This window comes from Pseudoalteromonas sp. 20-MNA-CIBAN-0454, from assembly GCF_040308685.1.
Taxonomy (GTDB): Bacteria; Pseudomonadota; Gammaproteobacteria; order Enterobacterales; family Alteromonadaceae; genus Pseudoalteromonas; species Pseudoalteromonas nigrifaciens.
The window spans coordinates 1-15555 of record NZ_JBEOOB010000041.1; the positions used below are offsets into that span (position 1 = coordinate 1).

Genomic DNA, 15555 nt, shown 5'->3' on the forward strand with positions numbered 1-15555 from the left:
AAAACAATTAGGGAAAAAGCCGCCATTTAAGTTCATCAAAATGAACTCATGGCGAAACTCTCTAAGTCCATTATCGAATGTAGCGATGCCAAACCAATGGTTTGAGGAGCAAGGTTTATATTCAATGGGAAAAGTAAGTACAGGATGGCTTGCTCAATCGGCGTTTAGAAAATAAGCCGAAGGGATAGAAGAATACAGGAGCCGTATACGAGGCCCGTACGTACGGCTCTGTGAGAGGGATGAGGCAAAAGCCTCACCCTACTCGATGTATCTACATTAGAGTAATAGCTATTTTTTTACTTGAGCGTCAAGCGACTCGCCATTTACATTACTCGAATCATCACTCATTAAATATAAGTAAGTAGGCATTAAGTCTTCAGGTGTTGCAAGTTTATCTCGGTCTTCACCAGGATAAGCACTAGCGCGCATTGAAGTGCGTGTAGCACCAGGGTTAATACAATTAATACGTATATTGGTTTTACCGACTTCACATGCCCATGTTTGCATCATGCCCTCTACAGCAAATTTCGAAATTGCATAAGGCCCCCAAAATTCGCGACCTTTACGGCCCACGCCAGATGATGTAAATACTACAGATGCATTTTTAGATTTGCGCAGTACAGGAAACAGCGCTTTAGTGATCATAGCTTGCGCGGTGACATTAACCTTCATTATGTTTTCAAAGGTTGACGAGCAAAAGTGCTCAAGTGGCCCTAACGTGCCTAAAATGCCCGCGTTATTTAATAAGCCATCAAGGCAGCCAAATTGAGACTCTATCGTGGCAGCCAGATCGCGGTAGTTTTGCTTAGTTGCGCCTTTTAAATCCATAGGGACTATTGCCGGTTGTGGATAACCTGCTTTAACAATCTCATCATAAACACATTCTAGTTTATTAGTTGTTTTGCCTAATAAAATAACAGTTGCGCCGTATTTAGCGTATGTAATTGCAGCTACTCGGCCAATTCCATCACCTGCGCCGGTGATTAAAATAACTTTATCTTTAAGTGCATTTTCAGCAGCTTGATAGGTGTTCATAAATGTACCCATGGATGAATTTTTTTTGATTTTAACATAGCAAAACATTAAGTAATCGAATTTATTGTAAATTTAGGTGGCGAAAGTAGAAAGTTTACGTTAAGTTTAACTGGTCTAATGTCTCATTAATAAACTGATTACATTGTTTTAACTTAATATACTTAATAAACACACTATAAAAATAAGATATGTGCGGAGCCAACAATATGAAAAAAATGCTACTCTCACTCTCGGTTACAGCTGCTCTTGCAGGTTGTGGCGGCGGAGAAACGCTAGAAGATGTTAAAAACGATTCGGTTACAGTTATCCCAAAGGCGACGGTAAAGTTTGATCCCGCTAATGGGGTTATATCTGTACCCAATGATTTATTAATGAGCGGTACCCAAGATGGTACTTTAAATATTCCTGGGGAATTAAATGACGCTAATGTGTCTATTCCTCGTGCTGCTTATGCTAACCCTCAACTTGCACTGGGTGCGCTTGATGGCTGGTCTACTCAAGTTCCTTTTAAAATAGATTTAACTTTCCCACCAAATGTAAGCCTAGATGCCACCTCTGCAGGTACACCAGGTTCAGTACGTATTTTTGAAGTGATAATGGGAGCAAGTTTAACCGATGAACAATGCTCACAAGCACCTGCAGGTGCTGCCTGTAAACTAGTAGGTGAGTTGCAATTTGGTGTTGACTTTATCACCCAAGCATCTGGTGATGCGGTGGCGGTTATTCCACTTAAGCCATTTAAAGCCGGCAGCTCTTATATTAATGTATTAACAACGGAGCTTAAAGACTCACAGGGGCGTGCTATTGAGCCGTCATCTACTTACGCTACAGTAAAACAAGAAGCGCCATTAATTACGCCAGAACAACTATCACTGCAAGGCGTAGTTAATAGCTACGAAAATGTAGTGGTTAGTTCAGGCAATATTACTAAAGATGAGATTATTTTCTCTGCTGCAATGACCATGCAATCGGCAGGGCCTGTGCTTGGTACAATTAAAAAGTTATTAGCAGCGAGCCTGCAAAATCCAAATTTACCGACACCAGCAATTACTGTACCTACTCAGCCAATGGTAAATGTACAGCAAGTATTTCAATCACAAGGTGTTACTGTTAGTGACGCCTTTAAAGGTGTGCAGTATCAAAAAGGTAGCATTATGTTGCCTATGTATTTAGGTACGCCTACAGGTAAAGAAATTAGCGATTTAAACGACACTTATTGGCAAGGCATGTGTGATAACGCAGTTGCTGTATTGGGTTATAAAGCACAAGCAGGTGCTGCATTTCCTACTGATCCAATTAGTGAAAATGACGGCGCATGTGCCGCATTAAGCGGTGGTAAATTACGTGATTTAGGGTTAGATAGCACGCGTCATTTAACCAAATATAATTCAATTCCTAAAGTGCAAAGTATGGCCGATGTGCCAGTGCAAGTGACTAAACCTATTTTGCCTATAATTAATGGTGTGCGCGCAAGTTTACAATTAGCACCTATTGCTATGCCTGAAAGTGGCTGGCCTGTGGTTATTATGCAGCACGGTATTACTACCAATAAAGAAACCATGCTGACATTAACGGCGCAGCTTTCTATTCAGGGTTTTGCCACAATTGCAATTGATCATCCGCGCCATGGCGAGCGAGGAATTGACGTAGATGCAGACGGTAACGATGACTTTAATGCAACCACAGGTTCAGTACTTAGTTATATGAACCTAAGCTCACTGCTTGTTGCCCGTGATAGTTTACGTCAATCAAGCGCCGATTTATTAGGCTTGCGTCTTGGCCTAAACTTTATTAATGATACAAGTATAAACAGTAAAGATGTGAGCTATGTTGGTCACTCACTGGGTTCAATTGTAGCACCGGCGTTTATTGCCCAAGCAAATAGCCCAATGGCTGAAACACTTGACCCACTGTTTAACGTTAATACAGTTGCGCTTGCAAGTGGCGGCGGTGGTATTGCCAGTTTCTTATTAGAATCACCTGCGTTTGGCCCATTTATTCAAGGCTCGGTATTATCACAAGCAGGTACAACCGAAGCCACTGAATTTAATGCATTTTTACAAGGTGATGCAATTTCTAACTGCGGTGTGTTACTACCAAATATGCAAGACTTCCTATCATGTGGTTATACCGAATATGCAACGGCTTTAACTATGGCTGGCGAAACGGGTAAGCTGGCAAATATTAAAGGCGTAATGACTCAATTTGCTTTTGCAGCGCAAACTGCACTAGATAGTGGCGATCCAACTAATTATGCCGCAACCGTTAAAGCACTCGAAACGCCTGTATATATGAACGTGGTAGTGGGCGATGGCGCAGGTAATAAGTCAGATCAAGTTATTCCTCCAAGTGTTGCTAGCAATCCGCTTGCAGGTAGTTTACCACTGGCCAACTTTATGGGCTTAGATACAGTGAGTACATCACAAGCACCTAGTGCCACGCCGTCTAGCTATTTAGTTAAATTTACTAAAGGGCATCATGGTTCAGTATTAACACCAGCGCCTAGCGAAGAGGCGGGTTCGGATGCTGCAGGTAGCTTAGCTGCTAACTCTGAAATGCAATTGCAAATTGCAACTTACTTAGCCGCTCGTGGTCGCTTGTTGTTAATTACAAATAGTGATGTTGTGACCGATTAATAGCTTACAACGCAATTAAGTAACCAAAGCCACTGTTTAGTGGCTTTTTTTTGTTAAAAAGCATGCTAAATTAGCTGAAATTTATAAATGGAGAAAAGTGTTGGAATTTTTATACGAATACGGTTTGTTTTTCGCTAAAACGGTTACTTTTGTTATTGCTATAGCCATTATTTTAATGCTGATAGTTGGTGCGGCAGTTAAGCCAAAAGCTAAAAAGGGTGAAATACAAATAGATAATATATCTGAACAACTAGATAATATTAAACAAAGCTTTTTACACAATACTTTAGGTAAAAAAGAACTTAAAGCACATCAAAAAAAGCTTAAGGCAGACAATAAAAAAAATGACAATAAAGAGCCAAAACCACGATTATATGTGGTTGATTTTATAGGCAGTATGGATGCACATGAAGTAGAGAGTTTAAGAGAGGAAATAACCGCTATTATTTCTATTGCTGATGCGAGCAAAGATAAAGTACTGATTCGTTTAGAAAGTGGTGGCGGAGTAGTGCATGGTTATGGGCTGGCAGCTTCACAGTTACAGCGCATTAAAAATGCAGGTATACCTTTGAGTGTTGCTATAGATAAAGTGGCAGCAAGTGGTGGTTATATGATGGCTTGTGTTGCTGATGAAATTATTGCAGCGCCATTTGCTATTGTAGGCTCGATTGGCGTAATAGCGCAGATACCTAACTTTAATAAAATATTAAAGAAAAACGATGTGGAATTTGAGCAAATAACCGCAGGGGAGTTTAAACGCACCCTTACTTTATTTGGCGAAAATACTGATAAAGCGCGTGAAAAATTTCGTGAAGAAATTGAGCAAACTCATGGTTTATTCAAAACTTTCGTAAGCACACAGCGCCCAAGTTTAGATATAAGCTCAGTGGCTACAGGTGAGCATTGGTTTGCAACTCAAGCGATAGATAAAGGCTTGGTAGACGTAATAAAAACCAGTGATGATGCATTGCTAGAGCAGCAACATGAGCGTCAAATTTATAAGATTAAATATAAGATTAAAAAAGGTTTAAGTGACAAGTTAGCACTTGGTTTTAGTAGTGCAGTTAATAAGGCCGGGGTTAATTTAGTTTCTAAGTTTAAATCATTAAACCCATAAATAGTGGATTACTTTAAGCTTAATTAGCTTTGGCCAATAAAAAACCCTTGAACTAATCAAGGGTTTTTTTAATGCGAAGTTATTTATTAACTCATAGGTTTACTTATGTTTTCTAAATCTTTCGCTGCATTTGGGTCATTATAAATAGACTCATCTAACTGACCTTCAGATTTAGCAACCACACAGGTAACCATACAGTCACCCGTAATATTAACTGCAGTGCGGGTCATATCTAGTAATCTATCTACACCAATAATTATTGCAATACCCTCTACCGGTAGGCCTACTTGATTAAGTACCATTGCTAACATAATTAAGCCAACACCCGGTACGCCGGCCGTGCCAACAGACGCTAACGTAGCCGTTAAAATTACCATTAAGTAATCAGAAATGGTTAAATCAACACTAAACACTTGTGCAATAAATACAGTGGCAACCCCTTGCATAATGGCAGTGCCATCCATGTTTATGGTTGCACCTAGCGGAATAGTAAATGAAGCAACAGAGTTATTAACCCCGAGTTTTTTAGTGGCTGTTTCAAGAGTAATTGGCATAGTTGAACTTGAAGTACTAAAACCAAACAAACAAGCGTGTTTCATTTTCTTTAAGAAAATTACAGGGTTTAAACCAGTCAATAGTTTTAATAACAAACTGTAATTTACAAACGCATGTAATAATAATGCAGCAACCACTACAAAAAAGTATTTAGCCAAGCTAACAATTAAGTTTAACTCTATGGTGGTAAATAGCTTTGCCATTAAGAAAAACACCCCGTAAGGCGCCACGTTCATTAATAAAGTAACTAGCTTTAAAATTACCGTATTAAGATCTTCAAAAACCACCGCTACGCGCTTTCCGGCATTACCACTAAGTGCCATAGCAATACCAAACAGTAATGCGAAAACAATAACTTGTAGCATATTACCTTTTGCCATAGCTTCAAAAGGGTTGGTTGGAAACATATCTATAATAACGCGCGCTAAGGTAGGTGCCTCAGATACGTCGTAACTTGCATCTGTTGGCAAGTCAATACCTACGCCAGGGCTAAACAGTAAAGCCAAAGTAATAGCCAGAGTAATAGCTAAGGCTGTGGTAATTAAATATAAACCAATTGATTTACCACCCAAGCTGCCTAATTTTTTAGGATCGCTTAAGCTACATGTGCCACACACTAAAGATACAAATACTAAAGGAACAACCAGCATTTTTAAGCTGGCAATAAATATTTGCCCACCAATGTGAAAAATTCCATCAACAAAAAAAGCTTTAATTGGCAAAGAGAATAACCCAAGTGGTATTAGGTAATCGTCTTCACCAGCTAATATAGCTTGAAATAAAAAGCCTACGGCAATACCTAATGCCATGCCTATCATTATGCGAGTTGTTAAGCTCATTGAACGTATTTTCGACATATTTCCAATCTATTTTTTATAAATTTGGCACAGCCTACCAGCATGTAAATATTTATACAGAAAAATTTATTAATAATTTAAATTTTTTTATCAAAGAAAGTATCAAAAAACTGTGATTTTAGACTAAGTTATAGGTTAATATGAGGTAAACAATACAAAGTTAATAATAATAACGCTAGGGAGAGGTTTATGCCTTTAACACGACTGCTAAGCATTATGATGCTCAGCTTTTTTATCACAGCTTGTGGTGGTGGTGGCTCACTTGAAAAGGAGGGCAGTATAGGTGATGGTAACGGAGGAACAACACCTGATGTACCCACCTACGCCGTTACGCTTCAAGGCTACTCCCAAGAGGATGGCAGTGCATCGAATACTGTTACAGCGGCCTCTGCGCTAGATTTGCGGGCTAAACTTGTTAAAGATGGCGTACCAGTTAGTGGCGCAAGAATTACTTTTACTTTATCAGATGATGTAGGGATATTAAACCCAAACTCTGGCAGCGCTTTAACAAAAGATGATGGTGTTGCGAAGATAGAATTAACCGCAGGCACCGTAAAAGGAGCTGGAGCTGTTACTGCTAGTTATACGGTTGATGGCGAAACATATACTAGTCAGTTTGATTTCGAGTCAGCAGGGGATGCTGATATTAATGATCCAAGCATATTTTCTTTAGCATTAGAAGGCTATTCAAAGTCAGATGGTATTAAATCAAATAGAGTGTCTGCAAGTTCAGTAATTGAACTCAAAGCCAAACTTGAAAAAGATGGCTCTGCGGTAACTGGCGCAAGAGTTACTTTTACATTGGCAGATGAAGTTGGTGTATTAAACCCGCTCTCTGGTAGTGCGTTAACAAAAGACGACGGTATTGCAACATTAGATCTTACCGCGGGTACAGTAAAAGGAGCTGGTGTTGTTACTGCTAGTTATACTGTTAACGGCGCTACGTATTCTAGCCAGTTTTCATTCGAGTCTGCAGGGGATGCGGATGGCAGTGGTTCAAATTTATTTACTTTATCATTAGAGGGTTTTTCAAAATCTGATGGTAGTAAATCAAATAGAGTGTCTGCAAACTCAGCTATAGAGCTCAAAGCAAAGCTTGAAAAAGATGGCTCTTCAGTTAATGGTGCAAGAGTTATTTTTACACTGGCAGATGAAGTAGGTGTATTGAACCCTAGCTCTGGTAGTGCATTAACAAAAGGCGATGGTATTGCAACATTAGACCTTACAGCTGGTACAGTAAAAGGAGCTGGTGTTGTTACTGCAAGCTATACAGTTGATGGCGAAACGTATACTAGTCAATTTGCATTCGAGTCTGCAGGAGATGCAGGGGGTAATGATACAAGTTTATTTATTTTATCTTTAGAAGGGTTTTCACAAGCAGACGGAAGTAGATCAAACACTGTTTCTGCAGGTTCGCCTTTAAATTTACATGCAACGTTAACTAAAGAAGGTATTGCTGTTACAGGAGAGCGTATTACTTTCACCTTAGCAGACAGTATCGGCAAGCTAAATCCTACATCAGGAACAGCTATCACAGATAACACTGGTATTGCTAAGATAGAACTTGGTGCAGGAGAGGAAGCCGGAGCAGGTGGAGTCACTGCCAGTTATACAATAAATGGTGTAACGTATAGTGATACATTTTCATTTCAATCTACTGGTGGTCAAGAAGCTTATCAATTGCTTTTAAAAGGGTACTCTAAATTAGACGGTAGTGAATCTAATAGTGTAACCGCTGAGCAGCCATTAGATTTGCATGCGATACTGACTAAAGAAGGTAAGGCAGTTACTGGTGAGCGCGTCGTGTTTAGCTTAGTGGATGATATTGGCAAGCTAAATCCTACATCAGGAACAGCTATTACAGACAATACAGGTATTGCAGTAATAAAGCTTACAGCAGGAGAAAAAGCCGGAGCAGGTGAAGTTACTGCATCGTATACAATCAATGGTGTGAGTTATAAAGATACATTTTCATTTCAATCAAGTGGCGATCAAGTTGCTTATACGTTGAGTATTCAAGGTTATTCAAAAGAAACAGGTGCTCAATCAAATACTGTAACCAGTTTAGAAGCACTAGATTTAAAAGCCACTGTACTTGATGATATTGGTGCTCCTGTAACTGGTAAAAGCGTGACTTTTGCTCTTGATGGAAATATAGGTGCTTTGAATCCAGAATCTGGAAGTGTGTTAACAGATAATTCAGGTGTAGCTCAAATTGAGTTAACCTCTGGTAATGTAGCCGGAGCTTCAAGTGTAGTTGTTCGCTACATCAATCAAGGACAAACTTACTCATCTGAACCATTTGACTTTGAAGCAGTTATTGTTGAAAAAGCACAGCTAACAGTTAATTTAATAGCTTCAGATGGCACAGAAACAAGAATGGTTGATTTTGAACATCCAGCAGTAGCACAAGCAAAGTTATTAGTAGATGGACAACCAAGTGCATATCAATTAATTCAATTTGATTTGTCGGGCTTTGGTAAAATCAATCCATCAAACGGTACCGCAATGACAGATGCTGAAGGTATCGCAAAAGTAGACTTACTAACAGGCATTGAGGCAGGTGCTGGTATAATTTCTGCTACTTATAAGCTTGACGAAAATACTGCATTTGATTCGAATTCTTTCACTTATACATCTAAAGGTGATGCGCCTCCTCCTGGTACATCTAATGATTTCACTATAGATTTAAGTTTACTATCTTCTACAAATTTAACACAAATAAGTGAAATTAGCGCAGCTGATAGTGGCTTGGTTGTGGCGACTATTTTAGATGTAAACGGCATGCCTGCTGTAGGTAAAGTTGTAACATTTAGCTCAACTTTAGGGAGCTTATTACCGAGTTCTGGTACTGCCTTAACTGATGCAGAGGGAATTGCAAAACTAAATCTTACTTCTGGGACTGTTGAAGGTGCAGGCATTGTTACAGCGCAGTTTGAGGCTGTTGAAGCTAAATTAGGTTTTTATACTCGTGGCGATGCTATCGATCCTAATCAAAGCAGTGCAGATATAAGTTTTAGCATATTAAAAAATTGCCCCTCAGACTTTAAAACAATCAGAAATGTAAGCTCGTGTGAAGAAACTGCCAGTATTTCCGGCGATTCTGCAGGGATTCTTTATATACAGGTAAATAAGAAAGACTCGACTACAGCGCTAGCACAAACGTTAGTTACTGCAACAACTGCGATTGGCTCTATATCACCAAGTACAGGTACCGCGATCACTGATGAAAACGGTATCGCTTTGCTAGATATAATCCCTGGGCGAGATGTTGGTGCTGGTGAGATTACCGTATCTGTTTTAAACAGCAGCCTTACTAAAGCATTTCAAATTGCAGCAGTTGATATTGATATTGCTATATCTAGCTCTGTAGCAAGTGGGCAATCTTTAACTGCAGGTTCAACCGCACTCGTTTCAGTAGAAATCACTAAAGACGGTAGCTTGTATACAGCGCCTTTAAATGTTGAGTTTTCATCTGGATGTGTCGACTCTGCCTTAGCTGTAATTGATGAGAAAGTGACGAGTATTGGTGGTTTTGCGCGTTCTACTTATCGACCTTTAACGTGTGTAGGCGGAGATATAATAACAGCCAGTGTAATAACTGGTGGTGATACTGTTTCAGCTAACACAACGATTAATGTATCACCGGCAAATATTGGCTTTATTCAATTTGTTGAGGTTACTAAACCGGTAATATCACTTAAAGGTACGGGCGGAGCAAATCGAAGTGAAATATCAGAAGTGGTCTTTAAGCTTGTTGATGCTAATGGTAACGATCTAGCTTCAAGAACGGTTGACTTTACGTTATCAACGGCTGTGGGTGGTATAACATTAGGAGCCGATTCAGCAATAACAAATGCACTAGGTGAAATTAGAACAACAGTGCAATCTGGTGTTGTTGCAACTCCCGTACGTGTAATTGCATCAATAGAAGAAGATATTGATGGTGACACAGTAACAGTATCTGCGCCATCAGACGTGTTAGTAATTAGTACGGGTATTGCAGATCAAAATAGCTTTTCGTTATCACGCTCAATTTTCAACGTACATGGGCTTAACGTTGATGGCAGCGAGGTGACCGTTAATGCAAGGCTAGCAGATCATTTCAATAATCCTGTGCCCGATGGTACCGCAGTGAGCTTTATTACAGAAGGTGGTGTTATAGAACCAAGTTGTACGACTTTAAATGGCGCTTGCTCAGTAACATGGCGTAGTAGTAACCCTCGTCCATTCACTGAAACTATGTATGAAAATACAATTGCACAGAAGTGTGATAGAGGCTTGCCGTGTCCATTAGGTATTTTGAATAATGACTACAGTGTTGATCTTCCTTTAGGCGGCAGAGCAACAGTGCTTGCTTATGCTATAGGTGAAGAAACATTCTCAGATCTAAATGGTAATGGGTACTTCGATAGCCAAGACTTTTTTAGTGAGCTGTTTGATATTCCAGAAGCGTTTATTGATAATAATGAAGACGGCACTTATGGCGGTAAAGATTGTAATGCACCAGCAGATCATTGTTCGGTAAATAATTCTAAAGGTGATGAATTTGAAGAGTTTATAGACTTTGATAATGATGGACTGTGGACAACAGGTAACAGTATGTACAATGGTTTATTATGTAGGCCAGAAGATGTTGCTATTAACTTGTGTAGTCGCGACCTAGTTAATGTATTCCAAAACCAAGAAATTGTTATGTCTGGTGATGCTGCATTTTTCAGAGTTGTTACTTTTGCCAACGATTGCGCTGCAATACCGGGAGTAACAGCGTCTGAAGTGCATGTGAATAGTGACCCTGCAAGCCCGGTGATTCGAAGAGTACCGAATGATTTAACAAGCGCTAAAATGTGTCAAATTTCACAAATAGATTTGACCGAAGCAACCGGTGTTACAAGTGCTGGCGCGACAGTTTATATAGCTGATATTTATAACAATCCATTACCAGCAGAAACAACTGTAAAAATCACTTCAGAAGAAGGGAAATTATCAGGTACAACTGATTACGTGTTCCCTAATACGACAAGTATCAGACCTATTAACCTGTCGTTTGGCATCTCAAGAGTGTTAGTAGAGGACAAAAATAGTGTTGTAAGTGGTAATTTAACTATTACTGCAACAGCAACATCTGGATTAATTACCTCTACTTCAATAACAATATTACATGACAAAAAACTGTAATTTGATGCTGTTTTAAAAAAATGCCAACCATAAGGTTGGCATTTTTTGTTTCTATTCTATATATTCCCCATCAATTACTCTAAAAACACCTGTTTGTTTAAATTAAACGCAGAAATTGTTCGTTTATTCGCTTAAAACTGAAAAGTTTGTATTAAAAGCTTGTAACAATTAGTGTTTGTAGATATACCTATAAATATTCGTGCCGCTTATGTCGGCTAAACACATTTTAAAAAACTTGGTTAGAAATAGGCAACTATGGGCAAATCGCTAGTAATTGTAGAGTCACCTGCTAAGGCTAAAACAATTAATAAATATTTAGGTAATGACTTCATCGTAAAGTCCAGTATTGGACACGTGCGAGATTTACCTACTTCAGGTTCTGGAAAAAACAAAGTGCCAGCGACTAAAACGCCGGCTGAAGTGCGTAAATTACCACCTGAAGAGAAAGCAGCGTATAAAAAGCAACGAGACTATTCTAACTTAGTCGCGCGTATGGGCATTGACCCTGATAAAGGCTGGGAACCACATTACGAAATACTGCCCGGAAAAGAAAAGGTAGTACAAGAGCTTAAAAAGCTTGCCGAAAACGCTGACCAAATATATCTCGCAACGGATTTGGATAGAGAAGGGGAAGCAATTGCTTGGCACCTTCAAGAAATTATTGGCGGTGACCCTGCAAAATATAAGCGTGTGGTTTTTAACGAAATTACAAAAAACGCAATTCAGCAAGCATTCGAAACACCCGGTGAGCTTAATACCGATATGGTATATGCACAGCAAACACGTCGCTTTTTAGACCGTGTTGTTGGTTTTATGGTATCTCCCTTACTGTGGGCAAAAGTGGCACGTGGACTTTCGGCTGGACGCGTACAATCGGTAGCAGTGCGCTTACTCGTTGAGCGTGAACGCGAAATTAAAGCGTTTATACCTGAAGAGTTTTGGGATATTCATGCCGACGTTAAAAATGCAGAGTCAGAGTTACGCTTAGAAGTAGCCAAACAAGCAGGCAAGCCATTTAAGCCAGTAAATGAAGCTCAGGCAAGCGCAGCAGTTAAAAGCCTTGAGAATGCAGAATATAAAGTTATAAGCGTTGACGAAAAACCAAGTAAAAGTCGCCCAAGTGCGCCTTTAATCACCTCAACTATGCAACAAGCAGCCAGTACACGTTTAGGCTATGGCGTTAAAAAAACCATGATGCTAGCGCAGCGCTTGTACGAAGGCGGTTACATTACCTATATGCGTACCGACTCAACTAATCTGTCAAAAGATGCGGTTGCTATGTGTCGCGAATATGTAACAGAGCAATTTGGTGAAAAATACTTACCTAAAGATCCTATTAATTATAGCTCAAAAGGCAATGCACAAGAGGCGCATGAAGCAATTCGTCCATCTAGTGTAACTGTGCTTTCGGGGCATATTGAAGGGGTTGATGCCGATGCTAAAAAACTATATGAGCTAATTTGGCGTCAATTTGTAGCGTGCCAAATGGTACCTGCAGAATACGACTTAACGACATTAACGGTAGCAGCAAATGACTTCCAACTAAAAGCCAAAGGCCGTGTGCTACGCTTTGATGGTTGGACTAAAGTACAGCCTGCTATTCGTAAAAAGAACGAAGAAGATCAGTCTTTACCTGCAGTAACAGTAGGCGAAACATTAACGTTAATTGAACTTGACCCTAAGCAACACTTTACTAAACCGCCAGCGCGTTTTAGCGAAGCGAGTTTAGTAAAAGAGCTTGAAAAACGTGGTATTGGCCGCCCATCTACTTATGCATCTATTATTTCTACTATTCAAGATCGCGGTTATGTACGGGTTGAAAACCGTCGTTTCTTCGCTGAAAAAATGGGCGAAATAGTTACCGACCGCTTAGTAGAAAATTTTGAAGACTTAATGAACTTTGACTTTACCGCCAAAATGGAAGGTCGTTTAGATGATATCGCCGAAGGCGAGCGCATTTGGACCGAAGTACTCGATAAGTTTTATGCCGACTTTTCAACGCAATTAACTGTTGCGAAAGACGAGCCTGAAAATGGCGGAATGCGTCTTAATGAAATGGTCGAAACTGATATTGAATGTCCGACTTGTAGCCGTAAAATGGGTATCCGTACCGCATCTACTGGCGTGTTCTTAGGGTGTACTGGTTATAACTTGCCACCAAAAGAGCGTTGTACAACAACGATGAACTTAGTATCGGGCGATGAAGCAGTTGCCGCAGACAGTGCCGATGCAGAAGATCTTGAAACCGAAACATTAATGCAAATGAAACGTTGTCCAATTTGTGAAACGGCAATGGATTCATATCTAATCGACGAAACCCGTAAATTACATGTATGTGGTAATAACCCAGCATGTAGTGGACACGTAGTTGAGCAGGGCACGTTTAAAATTAAAGGCTATGACGGGCCACTTATTGAATGTGATAAGTGTGGCGCGGATATGGAATTAAAATCGGGACGTTTTGGTAAATACTTTGGTTGTAATAACGACGAATGTAAAAACACCCGTAAGTTACTTAAAAATGGCGAAGCTGCGCCGCCAAAAGAAGACCCTGTTCACATTACCGAATTAGAATGTGAAAAGTCAGATGCGTATTTTGTTTTACGTGATGGCGCTGCAGGTATTTTCTTGGCTGCAAATACCTTCCCTAAATCGCGCGAAACACGTGCGCCTAAGGTTGAAGAGTTACAACGCTTTAGAGACCGTATTTCACCTAAGTTTTATTACTTAGCCGATGCACCAGCACAAGATCCAGATGGAAACTTAGCTGTTGTACGCTACAGCCGTAAAAATAAAGAGCAGTATGTAATGACCGAAGTCGACGGTAAAGCGACCGGTTGGACTGCGCATTATGTTGCGGGTAAGTGGGTTGAAGAAGCGAAGAAAAAAGCAGCACCAAAAAAGAAAGCAGCTGCCAAAAAAGCGCCTGCTAAAACTAAGGTTAAAGCAAAAACTAAAAAAGATGATGAATAAATAATACTAATATAAGTATTTAATTTTTCTCTTTTTGAAAGCAATAAAAAACCGGAATACACTTTGAGTGTCGATTCCGGTTTTTTTATATCTAATTAAAAGTGATCGCAACGGCTGTATTAGCAATAGACTTAATTAGACAATAAACTTAATTAGACAATAAACTTAATTAAATTTTTACTGCAGAGACCTTTTTGTAGCCTTCTGATACAAGCTCATCATTCACGCACTTTAATACATAGCCATAAAGCTCTTCATTGCTTACGTCGTCATCTTTAGCCCAGTTAACACACATTTCTGTGTATTCTTTAACTGTTTCAGCTGAAGCGTCCGCCGCATCTTCTGCAACCACATTAAGTGCAGACAGTGCAAATAGAGGTGCTACGATTAATGCTAGCAATGCTTTGTTCATTTGTTTATTCCTAAAAAATGTTATGACAGTTGTTATTTAAAACAAGTGTGCCCAAGCCAGAACAACTCTGTTGGTATGCTGATTTTTAATCGAATTTGAAATAAAAGATAACGAAATATTTTTATCGTCAGGATAAGGAATACTAAAATTGCAATAGGCTCAACTCATTGTATTAGAATAGGAAATAAGTTAATGTTAAATTTTAATGGTAATTAGGATCATACATGGACGAATCATCAAGCTCTAAGCCAACCAAAACAAATAAAATAGAATCGGTATTGGAGTGTTTTATATTTAATGGACGTTGGTTAATAGCACCATTTTTTGTTGGGTTATTATTTGCGGTAATAGTATTATTAATAAAGTTTTTTAAGCAGCTTTACTATATGGGGAGCTCAGTATTTAGTGCGTCTAATCAAGATATGTTAGTTGCTATTCTAACATTGGTTGACACCACGCTTTTAGCTGGCTTGTTAATGATAGTTATTTTTAGCGGTTATGAGAGTTTTGTGTCTAAGCTTAAAACTAATAACCATGAAGACAGGCCTGCTTGGATGGGAAAAGTTGGCTTTTCCGGTTTGAAAATGAAACTGATCAGTGCAATTGTTGCTATTTCTGCTGTAGAATTATTAAAAGTATTTTTAAACTCAGCACAATATTCATCAGATCAGCTTATATTTAAAATAGTAATCCACCTAACCTTTGTTGTTTCAGGGGTACTGTTTGCGTTTACCGATTATTTAAACTGTAAAACTAGCAGTCATTAAGTTGTAAGCTATAAAAAAGCCTGAG

The 15555-nt window shown here is 39.3% G+C and carries 8 protein-coding genes; 5 read left to right on the forward strand and 3 right to left on the reverse strand.

The window, feature by feature from the left end:
* Nucleotides 1-288: 288 nt before the first annotated feature.
* Nucleotides 289-1035, reverse strand: a complete 747-nt coding sequence (locus tag AAEZ22_RS15990) for a YciK family oxidoreductase (RefSeq protein ID WP_011328024.1) — start codon at nt 1033-1035, stop codon at nt 289-291.
* Between the two features lie 206 nt (nt 1036-1241).
* Here AAEZ22_RS15990 and AAEZ22_RS15995 point away from each other — a divergent pair, with 206 nt between their 5' ends.
* On the forward strand, nt 1242-3671 hold the full coding sequence (locus tag AAEZ22_RS15995; RefSeq protein ID WP_350593721.1) for a VolA/Pla-1 family phospholipase: 2430 nt from the start codon (nt 1242-1244) through the stop codon (nt 3669-3671).
* Between the two features lie 100 nt (nt 3672-3771).
* A complete protein-coding gene (gene sohB / locus AAEZ22_RS16000; protein WP_338411346.1) occupies nt 3772-4788 on the forward strand; it encodes a protease SohB in 1017 nt (338 codons plus the stop codon).
* Between the two features lie 86 nt (nt 4789-4874).
* Here the strand turns inward: sohB and AAEZ22_RS16005 are convergent, their stop codons facing one another.
* On the reverse strand, nt 4875-6200 hold the full coding sequence (locus AAEZ22_RS16005) for a dicarboxylate/amino acid:cation symporter (RefSeq protein ID WP_352297995.1): 1326 nt from the start codon (nt 6198-6200) through the stop codon (nt 4875-4877).
* Between the two features lie 189 nt (nt 6201-6389).
* Here AAEZ22_RS16005 and AAEZ22_RS16010 point away from each other — a divergent pair, with 189 nt between their 5' ends.
* On the forward strand, nt 6390-11378 hold the full coding sequence (locus AAEZ22_RS16010; protein WP_352297998.1) for a beta strand repeat-containing protein: 4989 nt from the start codon (nt 6390-6392) through the stop codon (nt 11376-11378).
* A gap of 255 nt (nt 11379-11633) precedes the next feature.
* Entirely contained in the window at nt 11634-14351 is a 2718-nt protein-coding gene (topA, locus tag AAEZ22_RS16015; RefSeq protein ID WP_352298001.1) for a type I DNA topoisomerase, read from the forward strand.
* 169 nt (nt 14352-14520) lie between these two features.
* On the opposite strand, the gene AAEZ22_RS16020 is transcribed toward topA, so the two are convergent.
* Nucleotides 14521-14763, reverse strand: a complete 243-nt coding sequence (locus tag AAEZ22_RS16020) for a hypothetical protein (protein WP_011328030.1) — start codon at nt 14761-14763, stop codon at nt 14521-14523.
* Between the two features lie 224 nt (nt 14764-14987).
* On the opposite strand from AAEZ22_RS16020, the gene AAEZ22_RS16025 reads away from it, so the two are divergent.
* Nucleotides 14988-15530 carry a TIGR00645 family protein gene (locus tag AAEZ22_RS16025; protein WP_011328031.1) on the forward strand — a complete coding sequence of 181 codons (543 nt, stop codon included), beginning with the start codon at nt 14988-14990 and terminating at the stop codon, nt 15528-15530.
* Nucleotides 15531-15555: the final 25 nt, after the last annotated feature.